16 protein-coding genes are annotated in these 20,376 nt (G+C 49.6%); all 16 read left to right on the plus strand.

Annotated features, from left to right (window positions below):
* Positions 1-72: 72 nt before the first annotated feature.
* The 16 genes from recA to mutL all read left to right on the plus strand — a co-directional run bounded on the left by recA (position 73) and on the right by mutL (position 20,024).
* Positions 73-1,113, plus strand: a complete 1,041-nt coding sequence (recA, locus tag P403_RS0113815) for a recombinase RecA (RefSeq protein WP_029333186.1) — start codon at positions 73-75, stop codon at positions 1,111-1,113.
* Positions 1,114-1,381: 268 nt separating this feature from the next.
* A complete protein-coding gene (rny, locus tag P403_RS0113820) occupies positions 1,382-2,944 on the plus strand; it encodes a ribonuclease Y (protein WP_029333187.1) in 1,563 nt (520 codons plus the stop codon).
* A 50-nt stretch (positions 2,945-2,994) separates the two neighbouring features.
* Positions 2,995-3,789, plus strand: coding sequence for a TIGR00282 family metallophosphoesterase (locus P403_RS0113825; protein WP_029333188.1), 795 nt, complete (start codon positions 2,995-2,997; stop codon positions 3,787-3,789).
* A gap of 29 nt (positions 3,790-3,818) precedes the next feature.
* Complete coding sequence (locus tag P403_RS0113830; protein ID WP_029333189.1) at positions 3,819-4,079, plus strand: stage V sporulation protein S; 261 nt, start codon at positions 3,819-3,821, stop codon at positions 4,077-4,079.
* Positions 4,080-4,280: 201 nt separating this feature from the next.
* The gene (locus P403_RS0113835) at positions 4,281-6,032 is read left to right on the plus strand and encodes a 2-oxoacid:acceptor oxidoreductase subunit alpha (RefSeq protein ID WP_029333190.1); all 1,752 of its coding nucleotides are present in this window, start codon (positions 4,281-4,283) and stop codon (positions 6,030-6,032) included.
* Positions 6,019-6,885: a 2-oxoacid:ferredoxin oxidoreductase subunit beta gene (locus tag P403_RS0113840; RefSeq protein WP_029333192.1), complete on the plus strand. Its 867-nt coding sequence runs from the start codon at positions 6,019-6,021 to the stop codon at positions 6,883-6,885. Before P403_RS0113835 ends, P403_RS0113840 begins: the two co-directional genes overlap by 14 nt.
* Positions 6,886-6,980: 95 nt before the next feature.
* The gene (tdh, locus tag P403_RS0113845; protein ID WP_029333194.1) at positions 6,981-8,072 is read left to right on the plus strand and encodes an L-threonine 3-dehydrogenase; all 1,092 of its coding nucleotides are present in this window, start codon (positions 6,981-6,983) and stop codon (positions 8,070-8,072) included.
* Entirely contained in the window at positions 8,072-9,244 is a 1,173-nt protein-coding gene (locus P403_RS0113850) for a glycine C-acetyltransferase (RefSeq protein WP_029333196.1), read from the plus strand. Before tdh ends, P403_RS0113850 begins: the two co-directional genes overlap by 1 nt.
* A 92-nt stretch (positions 9,245-9,336) precedes the next feature.
* Positions 9,337-10,953, plus strand: a complete 1,617-nt coding sequence (locus tag P403_RS0113855; RefSeq protein ID WP_029333197.1) for an alpha/beta hydrolase — start codon at positions 9,337-9,339, stop codon at positions 10,951-10,953.
* The gene (locus tag P403_RS0113860; protein WP_029333198.1) at positions 10,950-12,407 is read left to right on the plus strand and encodes a phytoene desaturase family protein; all 1,458 of its coding nucleotides are present in this window, start codon (positions 10,950-10,952) and stop codon (positions 12,405-12,407) included. Before P403_RS0113855 ends, P403_RS0113860 begins: the two co-directional genes overlap by 4 nt.
* Before the next feature lie 124 nt (positions 12,408-12,531).
* Positions 12,532-12,819: a hypothetical protein gene (locus P403_RS0113865; protein WP_029333199.1), complete on the plus strand. Its 288-nt coding sequence runs from the start codon at positions 12,532-12,534 to the stop codon at positions 12,817-12,819.
* A gap of 123 nt (positions 12,820-12,942) precedes the next feature.
* Entirely contained in the window at positions 12,943-14,214 is a 1,272-nt protein-coding gene (locus tag P403_RS0113870; RefSeq protein ID WP_029333200.1) for a DUF445 domain-containing protein, read from the plus strand.
* Between the two features lie 13 nt (positions 14,215-14,227).
* Positions 14,228-15,049 carry a DNA-3-methyladenine glycosylase family protein gene (locus tag P403_RS0113875; protein WP_029333201.1) on the plus strand — a complete coding sequence of 274 codons (822 nt, stop codon included), beginning with the start codon at positions 14,228-14,230 and terminating at the stop codon, positions 15,047-15,049.
* Positions 15,050-15,161: 112 nt separating this feature from the next.
* Positions 15,162-15,599, plus strand: coding sequence for a YlbF/YmcA family competence regulator (locus P403_RS0113880; protein WP_029333202.1), 438 nt, complete (start codon positions 15,162-15,164; stop codon positions 15,597-15,599).
* A 64-nt stretch (positions 15,600-15,663) separates the two neighbouring features.
* Complete coding sequence (mutS, locus tag P403_RS0113885; protein WP_029333203.1) at positions 15,664-18,198, plus strand: DNA mismatch repair protein MutS; 2,535 nt, start codon at positions 15,664-15,666, stop codon at positions 18,196-18,198.
* A gap of 11 nt (positions 18,199-18,209) precedes the next feature.
* Positions 18,210-20,024 carry a DNA mismatch repair endonuclease MutL gene (mutL, locus tag P403_RS0113890; RefSeq protein WP_029333204.1) on the plus strand — a complete coding sequence of 605 codons (1,815 nt, stop codon included), beginning with the start codon at positions 18,210-18,212 and terminating at the stop codon, positions 20,022-20,024.
* The last annotated feature ends 352 nt before the right edge of the window (positions 20,025-20,376 follow it).

The raw sequence follows: 20,376 nt of genomic DNA on the forward strand, positions 1-20,376 counted from the left end.
TAAAAAGCTTGTCATTCGGTCTCAAAAGAAGTACAATAATCTCAGTAAGATAAATAGAAGGAGGCCTGCTACGTGAGTGATCGTAAAGCAGCACTTGAAATGGCATTACGCCAGATAGAGAAGCAATTTGGTAAAGGTTCAATCATGAAACTAGGTGAAAATGCAGACCAGAAGGTATCTGTGATTTCTTCTGGATCAATCACATTAGATATAGCTCTCGGTGCAGGTGGATATCCACGTGGACGGGTAATCGAAGTATACGGTCCAGAATCTTCTGGTAAAACGACTGTTGCGCTCCACGCGATTGCAGCAGTACAAAAACAAGGCGGTCAGGCAGCGTTCATCGACGCAGAACATGCGTTAGATCCAGCCTACGCAAATAAACTTGGTGTCGACATTGATGAGTTATTGTTATCACAACCGGATACAGGGGAGCAGGCACTTGAAATTGCTGAAGCCCTCGTCCGTTCAGGTGCAGTAGACGTGCTCGTCGTCGACTCGGTTGCAGCGCTCGTACCAAAAGCTGAAATCGAAGGGGAAATGGGTGATTCCCACGTAGGTCTCCAAGCACGTTTGATGAGTCAGGCATTACGTAAGTTGTCTGGTGCAACAAACAAATCGAAGACGATTGTCATCTTCATCAACCAAATCCGTGAAAAAATCGGCGTCATGTTCGGGAACCCAGAAACGACTCCGGGTGGACGTGCCTTGAAATTCTACTCGTCTGTTCGTCTTGAAGTTCGTCGTGCGGAAGCATTGAAAAATGGAACAGATATCGTCGGGAATAAAACAAAAATCAAAGTCGTTAAAAATAAAATTGCACCACCATTCAAACAAGCAGAAGTTGATATCATGTATGGTCTCGGGATTTCTAAAGTCGGTGAGTTAATCGACATCGGGACAGATCTCGATATCGTTCAAAAAAGTGGTGCATGGTACTCATATAATTCAGAACGTCTCGGTCAAGGACGTGAAAACGCGAAACAATACATGGTCGAGCATCCTGAGGTCGCTGAGGAAGTCGAACGTTTGATTCGTGAACACCACGGTCTTGTTGAACGTGCACTTGATGCGGAAGTAGAAGAAGAAACAGAAGATCTATTCGCAGAATAATATAGAGGCGATTCCTCCTTGAAGGTGAATCGAACAATCGATAACGTTTACTCGCTGGAGTGAACGTTATCTTTTTTTAGATTTTTCGTTGAAGTGACCTCAATTCAAGGTGTTTTTTGTTGAAAAGAGGAAAACAAAGGAATTCTTTCCCGCCCGTTCGTTGACAATGAACGAGTGCTATCCTTACAATATAGATGTACGTTTTTTAGACAGCTTCGATGAAAACCGAAATGAACTAAGAAACACCTTGCAAAGGGGAGGTGAACCCATGGATACAATAACTTGGATTATCATACTTCTCCTCACTTTGCTCATCGCATTCATCGTAGGCTACTTCTTGCGGAAATCGATTGCTGAAGCAAAGATTCAAGGCGCGGAAACCGAAGCGACAAAAATCGTCGAACGGGCACAAGTGTCAGCGGAAGCAACGAAAAAAGAAGCATTACTCGAAGCGAAAGATGAAGCTTTTAAACTTCGCAATGAAGTAGAAAAAGAACTTCGTGAACGTCGTCAAGAGCTAACCAAACAAGAAGCCCGCTTGCTCCAAAAAGAAGAGACTCTCGATCGCCGTGTCGACTCAATCGACCGAAAGGAAGATCAAATCAACACACGAGACGCTGAGATCGCGAAGCGGAAGCAACAAGCTGAAGCGTTAGAACGCAAAGTTGAGGATCTGTATGAAGAAGGTCGCCAAGAGCTCGTACGTGTTGCGAATCTTTCGCAAGACGAAGCGCGCGCTATCATCATGGATGAGACAAAACAAGCTGCGCTGCATGATGCGGCAATGCTACAAAAAGAAATCGAACAAAAAGCAAAAGAAGAAGCCGACAAGAAAGCACGTAACATCTTGTCCCTCGCGATTCAACGGTTCGCCGCTGAACATATCGCTGAGACGACGGTATCTGTCGTTAACCTACCGAATGATGAGATGAAGGGTCGAATCATCGGTCGTGAAGGGCGTAACATTCGGACACTTGAAACGTTAACGGGAATCGATTTAATTATCGATGATACACCGGAAGCTGTTATCTTGTCTGGATTTGATCCAATTCGTCGTGAAGTGGCGAAAATGGCGCTTGAGAAACTTGTCCAAGACGGTCGAATTCATCCGGCACGGATTGAAGAGATGGTCGACAAATCACGTCGCGAAGTCGATGAACGAATTCGTGAAATCGGAGAAGAAGCGACGTATGATGTCGGGATTCATGGAATCCATCCAGATCTCGTCAAAATTCTCGGCCGCTTGAAATACCGGACGAGTTACGGACAAAACGTCTTGTTCCACTCACTTGAAGTCGCGCATCTTGCGGGAATGATGGCAGCGGAACTTGGCGAAGATGTCACGCTTGCGAAACGAGCAGGTCTTCTGCACGATATCGGAAAAGCGATTGACCATGAAGTGGAGGGAAGTCACGTTGAGATTGGTGTCGAGCTCGGTACGAAGTACAAAGAGCATCCGACAGTCATCAATGCGATTGCTTCTCACCATGGTGATACGGAAGCGACTTCGGTCATCTCCGTCCTCGTCGCAGCAGCGGACGCACTGTCAGCAGCACGTCCAGGTGCACGACAAGAAACGCTTGAAAGTTACATTCGACGCCTCGAACGTTTGGAAGAAATTTCAGAATCATTCGATGGTGTTGAAAAATCGTTTGCGATTCAAGCCGGTCGTGAAGTTCGGATTATCGTCCGTCCTGACGTTGTCGATGATGTCTTAGCACACAAGATGGCGAGTGATATCCGGAAGAAAATCGAAGAAGAACTCGATTATCCGGGTCATATCAAGGTCACGGTCATTCGGGAAACACGAGCAGTCGAATACGCAAAATAAGCAAAGTGGCGGGCGACCGCCACTTTTTTAATGTATTGGAGGAAAAAAGCATGAAAATTCTATTTATCGGAGACGTCGTTGGCGCACCGGGCCGACACATCTTACAACAATTCACAGCACGCCTGAAGTCGAAGTACAATCCAACCGTCATGCTCGTCAACGGTGAAAACTCGGCCCATGGTCGGGGAATCACGAAGTCGATTTATCACCAATTACTCGAACTCGGTTTCCATGGCATCACGATGGGAAATCATACGTTCGACAATCGGGACATTTTTGACTGGATTGATGACGCAGACCGGATTGTCCGTCCAGCGAACTATCCGGAAGGGACTCCCGGTCGTGGCATGATGGTCTTAAAAGTCGGGAACAAAAAAATTGCCGTCATCAATGTCCAAGGCACAGTCTTTTTACCTGCTCTCGGAGATCCCTTCCGGACCGTCGATGAATTGATAGCGGAAGTCGAAGGGGAAGTCGATGCGATTTTCGTTGACGTCCATGCGGAAGCAACGAGTGAAAAAATCGCGATGGGTTATCACCTCGACGGACGTGTTCAAGCCGTCGTCGGAACCCACACGCACGTCCAAACTGCCGACGAACGTGTGCTTGACGGTGGAACAGCTTACATCACGGATGTCGGCATGACAGGTCCACTGGACGGTGTCCTCGGGATGCGTAAAGATGATGTCTTACGAAAATTTAAGACACAGCTTCCAACTCGGTTTGAAGTTGCGGAAGGACGGGAACAACTAAATGGAGTCTTGATTCATATCGATGATGCGACGAAAAAAGCAACGAAGATTGAACGGATTCATTTGACGGATCAATCGATATTCTTTGATTAAGTGTCATTTTTGATTGGGAGGTACATTGCATGGACGCCCTGAAAGTATCAGCTAAATCGAATCCGAACGCCGTCGCAGGAGCGATTGCGGGCGTGCTTCGAGAGAAAGGTTCTGTCGAGATTCAGGCAATCGGTGCGGGTGCGCTCAATCAATCCATTAAGGCGGTCGCGATTGCGCGAGGATTCGTTGCGCCAGCTGGCATGGATTTAATCTGTATCCCAGCCTTTACCGACATCATGATTGATGGCGAAGAACGGACTGCAATTAAACTCATCGTTGAACCACGCTAAGATCGTTCGGACATAGGTCCTAAATACACGTGATCATCTACTCGGCTAGAGTAGATGATCTTTTTGTCGTGACGAAAATCAAAAAAACGAACGGATTTCCGGGGGAGGATTGTACAAGTATCTGTAAATCGGTATCATGAAGGAGGATAGTAAAGTAAGACGCTTCCATCATTTCAGGGGACAGAGAAGGAGCGAACGTCGATGTACAATCAATTATCATGGAAAGTAGGCGGACAGCAGGGGGAGGGAATCGAATCGACAGGTGAGATTTTTGCGATTGCCCTCAACCGTCTTGGTTATTATTTATATGGATATCGTCACTTTTCTTCACGCATCAAAGGTGGACATACAAACAATAAGATTCGTGTGGCGACACATGAAGTTCGGACCGTCGCGGACGATCTCGATATTTTAGTGGCATTTGATCAAGAGACGATCGATGTCAATTTCCACGAGTTACGACAGGGGGCGATCATCATTGCCGACGCAAAGTTCAAGCCGACGAATCCGGATGCTTCGCGTGCCGATCTCTATCCGATTGCGTTTACGGAAATCGCAGCGGGTCTTGGAACCGCACTGATGAAAAACATGGTCGCAATCGGTGCTTCAAGTGCGATTCTCGGAATTGATCCAGAACGGTTTGAAGCCGTCGTTGAACAAATTTTTGGTCGCAAAGGTCCGGAGATGGTCGCAAAGAACTTATCGGCGATTCGTGAAGGAGCAGCTGCTTTTGAAGAGATGGCACTCGATGCCGAGCGGTTCATCCTGGAACCGGCCGACGGGAAGCAACGCATGTTCATGATTGGCAACGATGCGATTGCCCTCGGTGCCGTGACAGGGGGAGCCCGCTTGATGGCCGCTTACCCAATCACACCATCGTCAGAAATCATGGAGTACTTAATCAAAAAATTACCACAGTTCGGGGGAACGGTCGTTCAGACAGAGGATGAACTGGCAGCTGTCACGATGGCGATCGGCGCGAATTATGCTGGTGTCCGTGCCTTGACGGCGTCGGCTGGACCAGGACTATCCTTGATGGCGGAAGCCATCGGGTTGTCCGGGATGACGGAAACACCACTCGTCATCATCGATACACAACGGGGAGGACCGTCAACGGGACTCCCGACGAAACAAGAGCAATCGGACTTGATGGCGATGATTTACAGCACGCATGGTGAGATTCCAAAAGTCGTCCTTGCACCATCGACAGTCGAAGAAGCGTTTTATGATGCGGCGGAAGCCTTTAATATCGCAGAAGAATACCAATGTCCGGTCATCCTTTTGACCGACTTGATGTTATCGCTCGGAAAACAATCGGTCGAGCCGCTCGACTTAGAACGGGTCGAAATCCGACGCGGAAAATTACTGCAAGGCGACTTACCCGAGCTTTCCGGGAAAGACTACTTCAAACGGTATGAAGTGACGGAAGACGGCATCAGCCCGCGTGTCGTCCCGGGAATGAAACACGGGATTCATCACGTGACGGGCGTCGAACATAACGAAGAAGGACGTCCTTCGGAAGCAACGAAGAACCGGGTCGATCAAATGACGAAACGTTTACGCAAACTCAATCAATTCCGTTTAGCAGACGCTGTCCTTGTGACGGAACAGCATCAGACGCCAGACATCCTGTTCGTCGGTTTCAATTCGACGCGCGGGACGATTGAAGAAGTGATGCCACGATTAGAAGCAGACGGCATCAAAGTCGATCACTTGCATATTCGTCAAATGCACCCGTTCCCGAGTGAACTCGTCCGTCCACATCTCGAGCGGGCGAAAAAAGTCGTCGTCGTCGAATACAATGCGACCGGCCAACTCGCGAAACTGATTCAGATGAACTGTGGGTTCGCAGAGAAGATTGAACACATCTTGAAATTCAACGGTGATCCGTTCTATCCGGCAGAAGTCGTAGAACAGGTAGTAGCAGGAGGCGTTTTTAATGGCAACCTTTAAAGATTTTCGAAATGATGTCAAACCAAACTGGTGTCCGGGATGTGGTGACTTCTCAATTCAGGCAGCGATTCAACGTGCCGTCGCGAACGTCGGTCTTGAGCCGGAAGAACTGGCTTTGATTTCCGGAATCGGCTGTTCTGGCCGGATTTCCGGATACATCAATACTTATGGGTTTCATGGTGTCCACGGTCGTTCACTCCCGATTGCCCAAGGCGTCAAGATGGCAAACCGTGAGTTGACGGTCATCGCATCCGGCGGGGACGGAGATGGGTTTGCGATCGGAATGGGGCACACGGTCCATGCCTTCAAACGAAATGTCGACATGACGTACATCGTCATGGACAATCAAATCTACGGTTTGACGAAGGGGCAGACGTCGCCGACATCTGCTCCCGGATTCAAAACGAAGTCGACACCGAAAGGCTCGATTGAGAAGAGCATCTCACCGGTCGAGCTTGCTTTGACGGCCGGTGCGACGTTCGTCGCCCAAAGTTTCTCGAACGACTTAAAAGGATTGACACGACTGATTGAACAAGCGACGGAACATAAAGGGTTCGCCTTCATCAATGTCTTCAGTCCCTGTGTGACGTTTAACAAGGTCAACACGTACGATTGGTTCAAACAAAATTTGACGAAACTGGACGAGATTGAGGGGTATGATGCAACGAATCTCGATACAGCGAAACGCGTCGTCCATGAGCACGACGGACTCGTCATGGGTCTGATTTATCAAGATGATTCGCGGCTCGACTATCAGTCACAAATCGATGGGTATGATGAGACGGGACTGACGTTTGCCGATCTTGAAATGAATCAAGAAACATTTAACCAACTCGCTGCTGAATTCATGTAAAATAGAGACGAATAATGGTTTGGTTTTTGGGGATGCTAAACATTTGGTCATTACCGAATTAGAGAAAGCGGGATGACCCATGAAGGAGTCGGGGAATGATGACGAAATTAGTGACGGCGGTAGAACAGACGACGAAGACAACAACGATGCGGGCGCTCGTCAAAGAGGAGCGTGGGTTCGGAGCGGTCTTAAAAGAAGTTGCTGTTCCTGTACCGGGGCGTGGCGAAGTATTGATCCGTGTCGAAGCGACATCGATTTGTGGGACGGACGTCCACATTTATGAGTGGGATGCCTGGGCTGCATCGCGCGTCAATCCACCTTATGTATTCGGTCATGAGTTTTCGGGAGAAGTCGTCGAACTCGGTGAGGGGACAAAACGGCTGAAACTCGGCGATCATGTCTCGGCTGAAACACACATCGTCTGTCATCAGTGTAAACAATGTTTGCGCGGACAGTATCACATTTGTAAGAATACAAAAATCATCGGTGTCGATACACAAGGCTGTTTTGCCGAGTATGTCGTCATGCCGGAAGAAAACCTCTGGGTCAATCCGGAAGAAATGCCGGCAAGCATCGCGTCGATTCAAGAACCGATGGGGAATGCCGTCCATACGGTACTCGCAAGCGATGTCAGTGCCAAGACGGTCGCCATCGTCGGCTGCGGTCCAATCGGTTTGATGGCGGTCTCTGTCGCGAAAGCGGCAGGGGCAGCGGAAGTCGTCGCCATTGATGTCAATCCGTATCGGTTAGAGCTTGCGAAAACGATGGGGGCAGATGTCGTCCTTGATTCACGCCATGATGACGTCATCGAACGGATCATGATGATGACGGACGGCGACGGAATTGATGTCGTCTGTGAGATGAGTGGTCACCCCGTCGCAATCAGGCAAGCCTTTGAAATGGTGACGGCAGGTGGAGATGTCAACATCTTAAGTCTTCCCGTCAAACCGGTCGAAATCGACTTGACGAACCATGTCGTCTTTAAAGGGGTTCGCGTCCAAGGAATCACGGGACGGAAGATGTATGAAACATGGAGCCAAGTCTCTGCCTTCCTCTCAAGTGGAAAAGTCGACGTCAAACCGTTGATCACACATACGTTACCACTCGAACGTTTTGAAGAAGGATTCGAATTGATGCGCCAAGGGAAATGTGGAAAAGTTGTACTACAACCAAGGGGGACGAATTGATGGGTTTCGAACACTTACGGACAGAATTAGAGGAAATGAAAGCGGCGGGGACGTTCCGCAAGCTCGTACCACTCGAAAGTGCACAACACAATCGTGTGACGATTGATGGAAAAGAACTGATTCAACTATCTTCAAACAATTATCTCGGACTCGCGGCGCACCCGCGTCTCGCAAAACGGGCAGCGGATGCAGCACTTGAATTCGGTGCCGGGACAGGATCGGTCCGGACGATCGCGGGAACACTCGAAATGCATGAAGCGTTCGAGCGGGAACTGGCAACATTCAAACATACGGAAGCAGCACTTGTCTTCCAGTCGGGATTCGCAACGAACCTCGGTGTCTTGTCGGCACTGCTCGGACCAGAGGATGTCGTCATTTCCGATGCCCTTAATCATGCTTCGATCATCGATGGGATTCGCTTGACGAAAGCGAAACGCCGCATTTATAAACACGTTGACTTAGCGGACCTTGAAGCAGCGCTCCAAGAGACGCAAGACGCACGGACACGACTCGTCGTCACGGACGGTGTCTTCTCGATGGACGGGAACATCGCACCACTTCCGGAAATCGTCGAACTCGCAGAAAAGTACGATGCGCTTGTCATGGTCGATGACGCCCATGCATCGGGTGTGTTAGGGAAAAGCGGCCGCGGGACGGTTAATCACTTCGGTCTTGACGGTCGTGTCGCCCTGCAAGTCGGTACCTTATCGAAAGCCATTGGTGTCCTCGGCGGGTATGTTGCATGTGAACAGCATGTCAAAGACTACTTAATCCATAAAGGACGTCCCTTCCTCTTCTCGACGTCACATCCGCCAGCTGTCGTCGAAGCAAACCGCGAAGCACTGCGGGTAATGGAAGAAGAGACGGAACTGTTCGACCGTCTTTGGGAAAACACAGAGTTCTTCAAACAAGGACTACGGGATCTTGGCTTTGACATCGGCACATCGACGACGCCGATCACACCGGTCATCGTCGGCGACGAAGCGCTTTGTCATAAGTTGTCCGATCAACTGCGTGCTCACGGCGTCTTCGCGCAAGGAATTGCCTTCCCAACGGTCGCGAAAGGGAAAGCACGTGTCCGGACAATCGTTACGGCAGAGCATACGCGGGACGACTTGGAACAAGCAATCGAAGCCTTCAAACAAGTCGGACAAGAATTAAACTTGATTTAACAGGATAGAAAAACAGCCGATGATTGATTCGGCTGTTTTTTCGATTGTATGATAGGGAAAAGAGAACTTCAGAAAGGAAGTGCACGTGCTTTATGACGATTCAAAAAAAGCTATTGCTGGCGTCTTTACTGATGCTGACGTTTTTGCTCGGTGGCTGCATTCGCATTCAGTATGATGCGACTGTCCATCTGGATCAAAGTGTCACCTTGAAGACGACATATGCAGCAAAAGAACATCCGGTCGCACGATTATTGAACTTTAATCCGGACTGGGAGATGTATGCGAAGCAAGCTGAAAAAAACGGCTATGCAGCGTCGACTTTTAAAACGAAGGATGACTATGAAGGACTTCGTATGGAAAAAACATTCGCGAACCTTGAAGATTTGGCCTCGATTAAAGATGAATGGAAGACGGGTGTCGGGGGGATCTTGATTCCGCCCGATACGACGTATGATGTGGACAAGCATGAAGGTTTTTGGTTTAATACGTACCGTTTAAATACGAACATCGACTTAAGTATCGATCGCTTAAATATCAAGGGCTATCATCCTACAGGTCAAGTTAAAAAGTTAGCTGATCGTTACATCCGTCAAGCGGATATCGAGATTAAACTGCACGTCCCGGAAGTCGTCGCTTTGCAAAATGCAGAGAAAATCGACTGGGCGAACTACAATGACGTCTCGTGGAAATTATACGGGACGAAAGATAATCAATTGCAACTCGTGGCATACGTCCCGAATCCGACGGGCTGGATTATCACGGGGATCGTCTTATTGATCGGACTCGGTCTCTTGACGTTTTGGATCATCCACCATGTGCGGAAATTACGCCGGAAGCAACTTCAAACAATCAGTATCTCGCTACTCGTTTGTCTGTTACTCGGAGGTGGTGCTTGGTTAATCTTTGCCGACGAGACGGCGAGTGCCCCGCCACCGACAGCGCAAATCGTGACGGAATCGAAGGGGGAGATTGTCCCGACGTTCATGGTGCATGGCTTGTTCGGGACGGAACGGACCTTCTTACCGATGATTGAAAATTTTACGGAGAAAAAGTTAGCGGATGACGGAGGGCGATGTGATGTTGATCGGGCAGGGAAGGTAACTTGTAAAATCAATGACTCGTCGACCGGCTTCCCACTCGTTCGTATCATCTTCGAAGACGATGAAGCAAGCCTTGCGCAGCAACAGACGTGGCTCGAATCGGCGATCGCTCAGTATGACAAGCAACAAAAGGCGACGTTTACCGACATCCAACTTGTTGGTCACAGTATGGGCGGAGTTGACGTCGTCGAATATACGTTGAATGAAAATCTTCCGTATACGATTCGAAAAGTCGTTACGCTTGATGCACCAATCGGAGGTTCGGATTATGCGACGCTTGGCTTGACGCTTGCTCCGTTCGGGACGAATACGAACAGTCCGGCGATTCAAGATTTAGCAGAGAAGTCGAAGGCGATTGAACGGTTGAAAGCGCGACTTGAGACGTGGCCGCGTGACGTCCTTGTTTATTCCTTCGGTGCCAAAGGAGGCGACTTCAATCTGATTCCGTTAGACAGTTCGTTCGCGCTCGAAGATTATACTGACAACATCCAGACGAAGTCATATAAATATGACCACTTCACGATTCACCGGCGCGAACCGGTTTTCCGCGAAGTACGCGATTTCTTATTTAAAGAAAATCTAGTCGTGGAAGAGGAGGACGATCAATGAAACGCGTCGCGATTATTGGTGGTGGGATTGCCGGCGTGACAGCGGCGGCGCTCCTCGCTCGAGAAGGGCATGATGTGACATTGCTTGAAGGAAGTCGTGAATGGGGCGGTTCCGCAGGCAAATTCACCCGAAAAGAGTTGACGTATCCGGTTGGCGCGACACTTGGGATGGGCTTTCAACGGGGCGGCATTCATGACCGGATTTTGCGACACCTGGGGTTAAATGTCGAAACGGAATTACTTGATCTTGTGATGACGATTAAAATCGATGGACACGATATTGCCTATTACCGTGACCGTGCTCGATTCATCGGAGAACTACAGGATGTATTCCCACAGCAGGCGCAGCAAATCGGTACATTTTTTGAAGAAATCGATAAGATTCAACGTCATGTCGCTCCGTTGATGGAGTCACTCCCGGCACTACCTGTACGAACATTGCACGATGCACAGTTGATTCTAAAAGAAGCACAATCGAGCCTGCCCTTACTTCCATACGTCACACAGACCGTCGGACAAGTGTTACGGCGCCATGGGTTGGAAGGATCGGTTTTCGCTCGGCTGGTGGACGGAATTTTATTAGACAGTATGCAGACTGGACAGGAAGCATCCGCGTTACTCGGTGCCGTTGCCTTATCGATTTATCACGACGGAGCGTACTATGTGCCGGGCGGTCTTTATCGAGTCGCAGAAATCTTAAAAGAATCGGCAGAACATGACGGGGCGACGATGTTGCTTGGTCGTAAAATCACATCGGTCAAGCAAACGGCAGATGGCTTTTTATTAGAAGATCGTCGCGGTCGTCTCGTGTTAGCGGATGTCGTCATCGGTGCGCTCCCACTCGAAGCGATGCAACGTCTCGTCAGTCCACCTCTTCAGCAGACGCTTAAACGGACGTACGCAAGACAAAGGAAACTGGCGCAATGGGCCACATTCACGTATTATGCTGCTTTTCCGGAAAAACTGGTTGCATCTGATAGTGCCTTTCGACAAATTCATGATGAACGGTTACCGTCGGGTCATGCCTTTTTGTCATTATCACGTTCGGGCGATGTAAAACGCGCTCCGGAGGGCGTGCGGACATTGACGATGTCCTGTCACGTCCCGATTGGTTACTTTGATGCTACGGACAACGTACATTACGGGCATCAGATCGAAAGCATGCAGGATGTATTCGAAACGATTGTCGAACAAGAGTTTCCCGGCTTTCGCGAGCAGGTAATCGAACGTCATCCTGGTGGACCGGGCGCCTGGGTGCGCTACACGTCACGACCGGACGGTGGCGTCGGTGGTTATCCGCAATTGCGTTCAACGAGTTTGTTCCGCGCGGCATCATTTCGGACCGGTGTCCCGAATCTCTACGTCATTGGCGATACCGTCTTTCCGGGGGCAGGGACAATCGGTGCGTCGACGTCAGCGATTCATGTCGCCCGGCAGTTAGGTGTCAAGATTTGAATGACTTTGTGAAATGATGAAAGAAGCGGCCGAATGGTCGCTTTTTTGTCAGAACAGGATTATGATGAGGGAGAGACGGGAAGTAAGTAGTCATGACCATAAAAAGAGAGAAGGAGTGAATCGCGTGAATCCCTTTGAGGAAAAATGTCAACTCTTCATCCAGGAGCGACGTCCGGAAGTCGGACCGATCGTTTTTGCAACGGCACGAACGTTCATCAATGCCCGAGGACTGAGTGTCTATGAACGAATTTATCAAGGCAAGGAAGAGGTTCGGTTAGCATTTGTCGAACAAACGAACGGACAACAGCTTGTTTCTTTAATGGAGAACACATTCGGAAACGGATTAGTCTATTTCGTATCAACGGCAACGGCGACGTGGGACGGCAAAAAATTCGGAGAATACACGTTTTAATTACATAACGAGTCCCAGTCAGGTGAGGCTGGGGCTCTTTCTTGTCGAAACTTATCAGAATGGGGTAACGTATAATCAACTATACGCGCAATCAATCCCTTTCTACGAAAAGGAGGAAGTGTTTTGCAACACGAGGTGAATACACCAAAATCTTCGACACGACGCCTCGCGACCGTCTCGTTGATATTTATGGCAGTCGGTTTTGTCGCGTCGTTACCGTTTAAAGAAAATGCTTGGATTTTTTGGCTCCAAAGTGGTTTTGAGGCCGGTCTCGTCGGTGGAATCGCCGATTGGTTCGCGATTACAGCTCTGTTTCGTCATCCGCTCGGTCTAAAGATTCCACATACGAACTTGCTGCCGAAAAATCGTGAACGGGTCATCGAATCGATTGTCCAAATGCTCGAAAAAGATTTATTGAACAAAGAAAGCATCGTCGAAAAGCTGCGCCACATGACGCTTGCAGATCGCTTCATCAAATTATTACGTTCGCTTGTGTTAGTCCCGGCGTTTCGATCGACTGTGACGGAACTATTGATTGGGATTTTACGAAAACTTCCACGGGCATCAATCATCAAGGCGGTCGATGAGCGAATCGTTGAAACGATTCGAGCGTACCCGGCGAAGAAATTAGCCGATCGCTTAATCGATTTGAACGACGAGCGCCGACTCGATGAGTTGGCGATTGATCAACTGCTCGATTACGGACAAAAACTCTTGCAAGACCCCGTCATCCGCGATCAAATCGGACGACTTGCCTACCAGGCAATGATTGATCAAGAAAAAAATACCTTCTTACGGGTGACGGCGAAGACGGTTCAAAAAGTCTACTCGGAGGAACGCCTCAGCCTTGTCATCCAAAGTGTCCTCTTGAGCGTGATTCAAGACATGAAACACGTCCATCATCCAAATCGGTTGGCGATCATCGATCACATCCGTCGGAATTTGGCACAGCTCGCACAAGATGATGTCCGATTAGGGAAAATCGATGCGTGGAAGATGCAAGAAATCGAACGAATTGATTTAGAGCCGATCCTCGATCGCGCCTACACGTCAGGTATCGCAGAGCTAGAGACATACTTTATATCAGATGCATTTTGGGAACAACGGGCACTGCCTTTAATGAACCAGGCGCTTGATGAGTGGGAACACCATCCGACGTTCAAAGAGGAGAGCGACCGCTGGATGAAAGACCAACTCGTCCGGTTCGTCGACCAAAACCATGCGCGGATCGGCGGACTCGTCCGTGAGAACTTGAATCGGTTCGATACGGAAACGTTGATTCATATGATTGAGGACAAAGTCGGAAACGACTTACAATGGATTCGGGTCAACGGAGCGATTTGTGGATTTTTCATCGGTTTAATTTTAGGTGGAGTCAAACTATTTTTTGCGTAAAAGGAGACTTCTGATGTGGCAACAAGAAGTAAAATTGACGTCTGATTATGATTTTGAGGGCGTCCGGACCCGTCTGTTGAATGATTCGCTACAGCAACGGCTAGGAGACGTTTTACGGATTCCGATTCGTGTTGACGCTCAGCCTTGGATTGGTCAAATCGGGGCGAAAGACCGTCGGACGATCGTGCTGACAGGGGACGGACCGAAAGACGTGATGGTTGAAGCGATGCAACGGCGGTTTCGCTTGAATGAACCGAACCCGTCGCACGAACTAAAGCAGACGACGCTTGCTCCGATCGTTGAAACGTTTGGTGCGGAACGGCTTGTGCTCGATGTTGATCCGTTCACGGCCTTGACACGGTCCATCATCCACCAGCAAATCAATCTGTCGTTCGCACGCGTCTTGACGGACCGGGTTTTTCGAACATTCGGAACGACAATCGACGGCGTCGTTTTTCCGCCGACGCAAGCTGAACTGGCGGGTGCTTCGGTAGAAGACTTACGGGCGTTGCAACTATCGGGTCGTAAAGTCGATTATTTGTTACGGGCGGCGACCGCCCACCTTGACTTTGAACAACTCCGACAGGCGGAAGATGCGGTCATCGCGGAACAATTGATTGCTTTAAAAGGCGTCGGTCCCTGGACGGTCCAAAATGTGTTGATGTTCGGCTATGGGCGGAGTGATCTATTTCCGGCGTCCGACATCGGAATCTTACGGGCATTTGAACGCTTGAATGGCGTTCGTCCGACTGTCAATGAAGCGATTGTTCTCGCTGAAGAATTTGCCCCGTACCGCAGTCACGCTGCTTACTTATTGTGGCGTTCGATTGAATAAGGAACTATTCTTGTCACCCTCTAGTGAGAACGGTATAATGAATGCGACAGAACGAGTCATCGTTCGTAGAAACGACGAGTAGCGGTCTGACCGCTCGACATAGAGGGGACGAATGTGTATGTATACAGATGAACAAATCATCGAAAAAGCAAACGAAATCGCTAAAATGATTTCTGAAACGTCAGAAGTCGAACGGTTTAAAGCGGCCGAAGCCAACATCAATGGCAACGAAAAAGTTCAAAAGATGATGAAACAAATCAAGTTCCTCCAAAAAGAGGCAGTCAACTGCCAGCACTACGGAAAAACAGAGGCACTCGCGCGTGTTGAAGCAAAACTGGATAAATTATTTGCTGAGCTCGATGAGATGCCGGTCGTCCAACAGTTCCAAGAGTCGCAAGAAGAAGTCAACGGCTTACTTCAGTACATCACGGTGACAATCTCGAACGGGATTACGGATCAAATCATCGAAGCAACGGATGGCGATGTCTTAGCTGGAAAAACGGGCAGTGGGATGGAAGCTGAAAACAAAAGCGGCGGTTGCGGCTATTAATCAATGAAACGAATGGGGAAGCCGACGGAAATCCGTCGGCTTTTTCTACGAATGAGGTGGAAAGATGGAAGCAGTGCACAACACACCAATGATGAAACAATATTTTTCAATTAAGGCGGATTATCCGGATGCCTTTTTATTTTATCGACTCGGTGATTTTTATGAATTGTTTTTTGATGATGCCAAACAAGTCGCTCATGAACTGGAGCTGACGTTGACGGCGAAGAACGGGAAGAATGCTGAACATCCGATTCCGATGTGCGGCGTACCGCATCATGCGGCGAACGGGTACATCGAACAATTGATTGAACGGGGATATAAAGTCGCTCTGTGTGACCAAGTCGAAGATCCGAAGCTGACGAAAGGACTCGTCAAGCGGGAAGTTATTCAAGTCATCACGCCGGGTACGTTGATGTCGTCCTTGACGGAAAAGGAAAACCGTTACCTCGTCGCAATCGCTGAACAGGAAGGACGGTTCGGGATTGCCCGTGGGGACGTCTCGACAGGCGAGAGTGCCTTGACGAGTGTTACTTCGCTCGACGCCGTCATCAAGGAACTGAGTATCATCTTGCCACGGGAAATCGTCGTCACGAATCCGGAGCACACAGCAGCATTACAGTCGTTACGGATCCCGTTGACGGAAAGCACGCGCCGTGAAAGTCATCCACACGGTGACCGGGCGATCGACGCGGCACAAGCGGATGCGTTCGCTGTCCTTTATGCCTATATGCATGATACGCAAAAACGTGCCTTGTCGCACCTGCAACCGGCGCTTGTGTACGAAGCGACGGACTTTATGCAGCTTGAGCCGAATACGGTCAAAAACCTTGAACTCGTCCGGTCAGCACGAACAGGCGACAAAAAGGGTTCGTTGCTTGGATTACTCGACATCACGGGAACAGCGATGGGCGGCCGGATGCTCAAGCGGTGGCTTGAAAAACCGCTCTTGTCGGAACAGACGATTACGGAGCGGCTCGACGCGGTCGAAGAACTGCTTGCGCACTACTTTGAGCGGCACCAGTTGAAGGATACGTTAAGAGAAGTCTATGACCTCGAACGACTCGTCGCAAAAGTCGGCTACGGCACAGCTTCTGCCCGTGATCTCGTCCAACTGAAAACGACGTTACGATTGATTCCACGGATACAGGCAGCGCTCGAAGAACTGCTCAGCCAGCGTCTCGGGCAATTAGCGATTGGACTTGATCCGCATGACGAGTTAACGGCGTTGCTTGATGCGGCATTCGTCGAAGCCCCACCGATTTCAACAAAGGACGGTGGGATGATCCGGACCGGCTTTAACGCTGAGCTCGATGAATTGCTGACGGCTTCAAAAGACGGGAAAACGTGGCTTGCGACACTCGAAGCGAGTGAACGGCAGGCGACCGGCATTAAAACGTTAAAAATCGGCTACAACCGTGTTTTTGGGTATTACATCGAAGTCTCACGTGCCAACGCCAAGTTGCTCCCGGAAGGACGCTATGAACGAAAACAGACGCTTGCGAATGCCGAGCGTTACATTACGCCGGAATTGAAAGAAAAAGAAGCCTTGATTCTCGGAGCGGAAGAAAAAAGTATCACGATGGAATATGAACTCTTCTGTGGTGTCCGTGACCAAGTCAAAACACACATTGAGAGTTTGCAACGGGTCAGCCGCCGGATTGCGGAACTCGACGTCCTCGTCGCGCTCGCGGAAATCGCGGAAACGCACGATTACGTTCGTCCGGTGACGACGAACGGTCGAAGCGTAGCGATTGAAGACGGCCGTCATCCGGTCATCGAAACAGTCTTACCACGCGGGGAATATGTCGCAAACGGGATTGCATTAGACGAAGCGCGTGAAATGTTATTGATCACGGGACCGAACATGTCCGGTAAATCAACCTACATGCGTCAGTTCGCCTTGATTGCCTTACTCCACCAGATCGGTTCGTTCGTTCCGGCATCACGGGCGGAACTTCCCGTCTTCGATCAAATCTTCACCCGGATCGGGGCAGCGGATGATTTAGTCAGTGGACAATCGACGTTCATGGTCGAGATGGTCGAGACACAAGAGGCCTTGACACGGGCGACGGATCGGTCACTTATCTTGCTGGATGAAATCGGTCGGGGTACGTCAACCTATGACGGAATGGCCCTCGCCCAAGCGATTGTCGAGCACATTGCTGACTCAGTCGGCGCGAAAACGCTTTTCTCGACCCACTACCATGAGTTGACGGTGCTTGAAGAAACGATTGCGAAGCTTGCGAACGTCCACGTCCGCGCCGTCGAACAAAACGGACGCGTCGTGTTCTTACATGAAGTCCGGGACGGGAAAGCCGATCAATCCTACGGGATTCATGTCGCCCGTCTCGCAGATTTACCGGAAACCTTGATTTCGCGGGCAGAAGTGCTATTGTCTGAGTTCGAACAAGCCGATCAAAGCGTCAAACCACCGGTCGACGTCACACCGCCAGTACTCGAGGCACCAATCGATCAGCTGAGCTTGTTCGCGGAACCGGACCCTGTCAAGGAAACGGTCGCAACGCTTGATTTGATTAACATGACACCGCTCGATGCACTCAATACGTTGTATCGGTTGCAAGCAGAAGCCAGAAAGTGAGGAGATAACGGATGGGCATCATTCGTGAATTATCGGATTCGTTAGCAAACCGGATCGCGGCGGGAGAGGTCGTCGAGCGACCGGCTTCCGTCGTCAAGGAGCTCGTCGAAAATGCACTCGATGCTGGAGCGACACAAGTCGATGTCGAACTTGAAGAGGCAGGGATGAAACGGATGACGATTCGCGATAACGGACACGGGTTTTATCCGGACGATGCGGAACTCGCTTTCGTCCGTCACGCGACGAGTAAGATTAAGGATGAACACGATTTGTTCCGGATCAAGACACTTGGTTTTCGGGGCGAGGCGTTAGCCTCGATTGCGTCCGTCAGTAAAGTCACGCTGAAGACGAAACGAGCCGATCAAGAAGGGGTCCAATTGATTCTCGAATACGGAAAGTTACTCGATCGTTCGGCTAGCGCGATGAACCGGGGAACAGAGCTGACGGTCGAACACTTATTTTTCAATACACCAGCCCGCCTGAAGTATTTGAAGACGACGCATACAGAACTTGCGGCGATCACGGATGTCTTGAACCGGATGGCGTTCGCCCACCCGGAGGTCAAGTTCCGTGCTGTCCATGAAGGAAAAGTGTTGATCCAGACGAATGGTTCCGGAGACGTCCTTCAAGCCTTAGCGAGCGTCTACGGGCATCAGACGATTCAAGGGACACTTGTTGCGACAGCGTCGAATGCGGATTATCAATTGACGTGTCATCTCGTTAAACCCGAAGTCACACGGGCGTCAAAAAACTACATCACCTTGATTTTAAATGGGCGGTCAGTCAAAAACTTTGCCTTATCGCAAGCCGTCTTGAATGGTTATCATACGCTGCTGCCGATTGGTCGTTTTCCGATTGCTGTCATCGAGGTGACGATGGACCCGTTGTTGATTGATGTCAACGTTCATCCGGCAAAACGGGAGGTCCGCTTGTCGAAGGAAGCGGAATTATGTCAATTGATTCAAGAGACGATTCGAATGACACTCAGTCGTGAGACATTGATTCCGCAAGTGACGAAACCGAAACCGAAAAAAGATCCGAGTGCGCAGGAACGACTCGACTTCTCGTACAGTGTTGATCCGGTCGAAGAAACATCGTCACGTGCAGTCTGGAATTATCCAATTCCAAAACGCGAAGCCGTTCATGAGACAGAAGGACGACAGGCTGATCAAGCAGTCAGTTTCGAAGGAGAGCAACAGGAAGAAGTAGTAGAGAACGCTGGACGAACGGAGGACAATCGACCGAAGTTTCCTTATCTCGATGTCATCGGTCAACTGCACTCGTCCTATATCGTCTGTTCCGGTGAGGACGGGATGTATTTGATTGATCAACATGCCGCCCAGGAGCGCATCAAGTATGAAACGTACAAAGTGATGTTTGGTCGTCCGCTCGAGCAACAACAGCAACTGTTATTGCCGTACACGTTCGAAGTCTCATCTGACGACATGAAGCGGATGGAAGAAATCCTGCCTTTATTGTTAGAAGTCGGGATTGAGTTGGAGGCGTTTGGTCCGCAAAGCTTCATCGTCCGTGAAGTACCAACCTGGTTCCCATCGCACCGGCAGGAAGAGACGATTCAAGAGCTGATGGATGAAGCGTTGATGAAACAAAAAGTCGACATCGAACAGTACCGGGAAGATGCAGCAATCATGATGGCCTGCAAAAAATCAATCAAAGCGAATCATCCGTTAAATGAAGAGATGATGCGACGATTGATCGTCGATCTGTCACAAACCGAGATGCCGTTCACGTGTCCGCACGGTCGACCGGTCATCATCGAGTGGACGACGTATGAACTGGAGAAATTGTTTAAACGGGTGATGTGAGAAGACGATTTGCCCATCGTAAACGAAAAGAATCTGCCTAAACAGCGCCGATGATTCCGTATGAAAAACGGGATTATCGGCGTTTTATGTGTCATGGCCCATCCTATCAAATAACGACTGTCTAGACGCAGTCTCAGGATATGGACAACATAGTTCTTGGGCAATCACAGCTTTTTTTTCGTTGCTTGCCCGCCTCTTATCATCGCGTGAAAACGCGCTTCAGGCTGTAGACAAAGTGCCATCGGGAGATCAAGCGTCTGTTTTCGTTGCTTTCCTCGGGCGAGGCGCAAGCCGTTGCTCCTTCGTCCTAACGGACAACGAGCAGGGTCTTGCCTGCCTCTAAAAGTGCGTT

This window comes from Exiguobacterium oxidotolerans JCM 12280 (assembly GCF_000702625.1).
GTDB classification, from domain to species: domain Bacteria; phylum Bacillota; class Bacilli; order Exiguobacteriales; family Exiguobacteriaceae; genus Exiguobacterium_A; species Exiguobacterium_A oxidotolerans.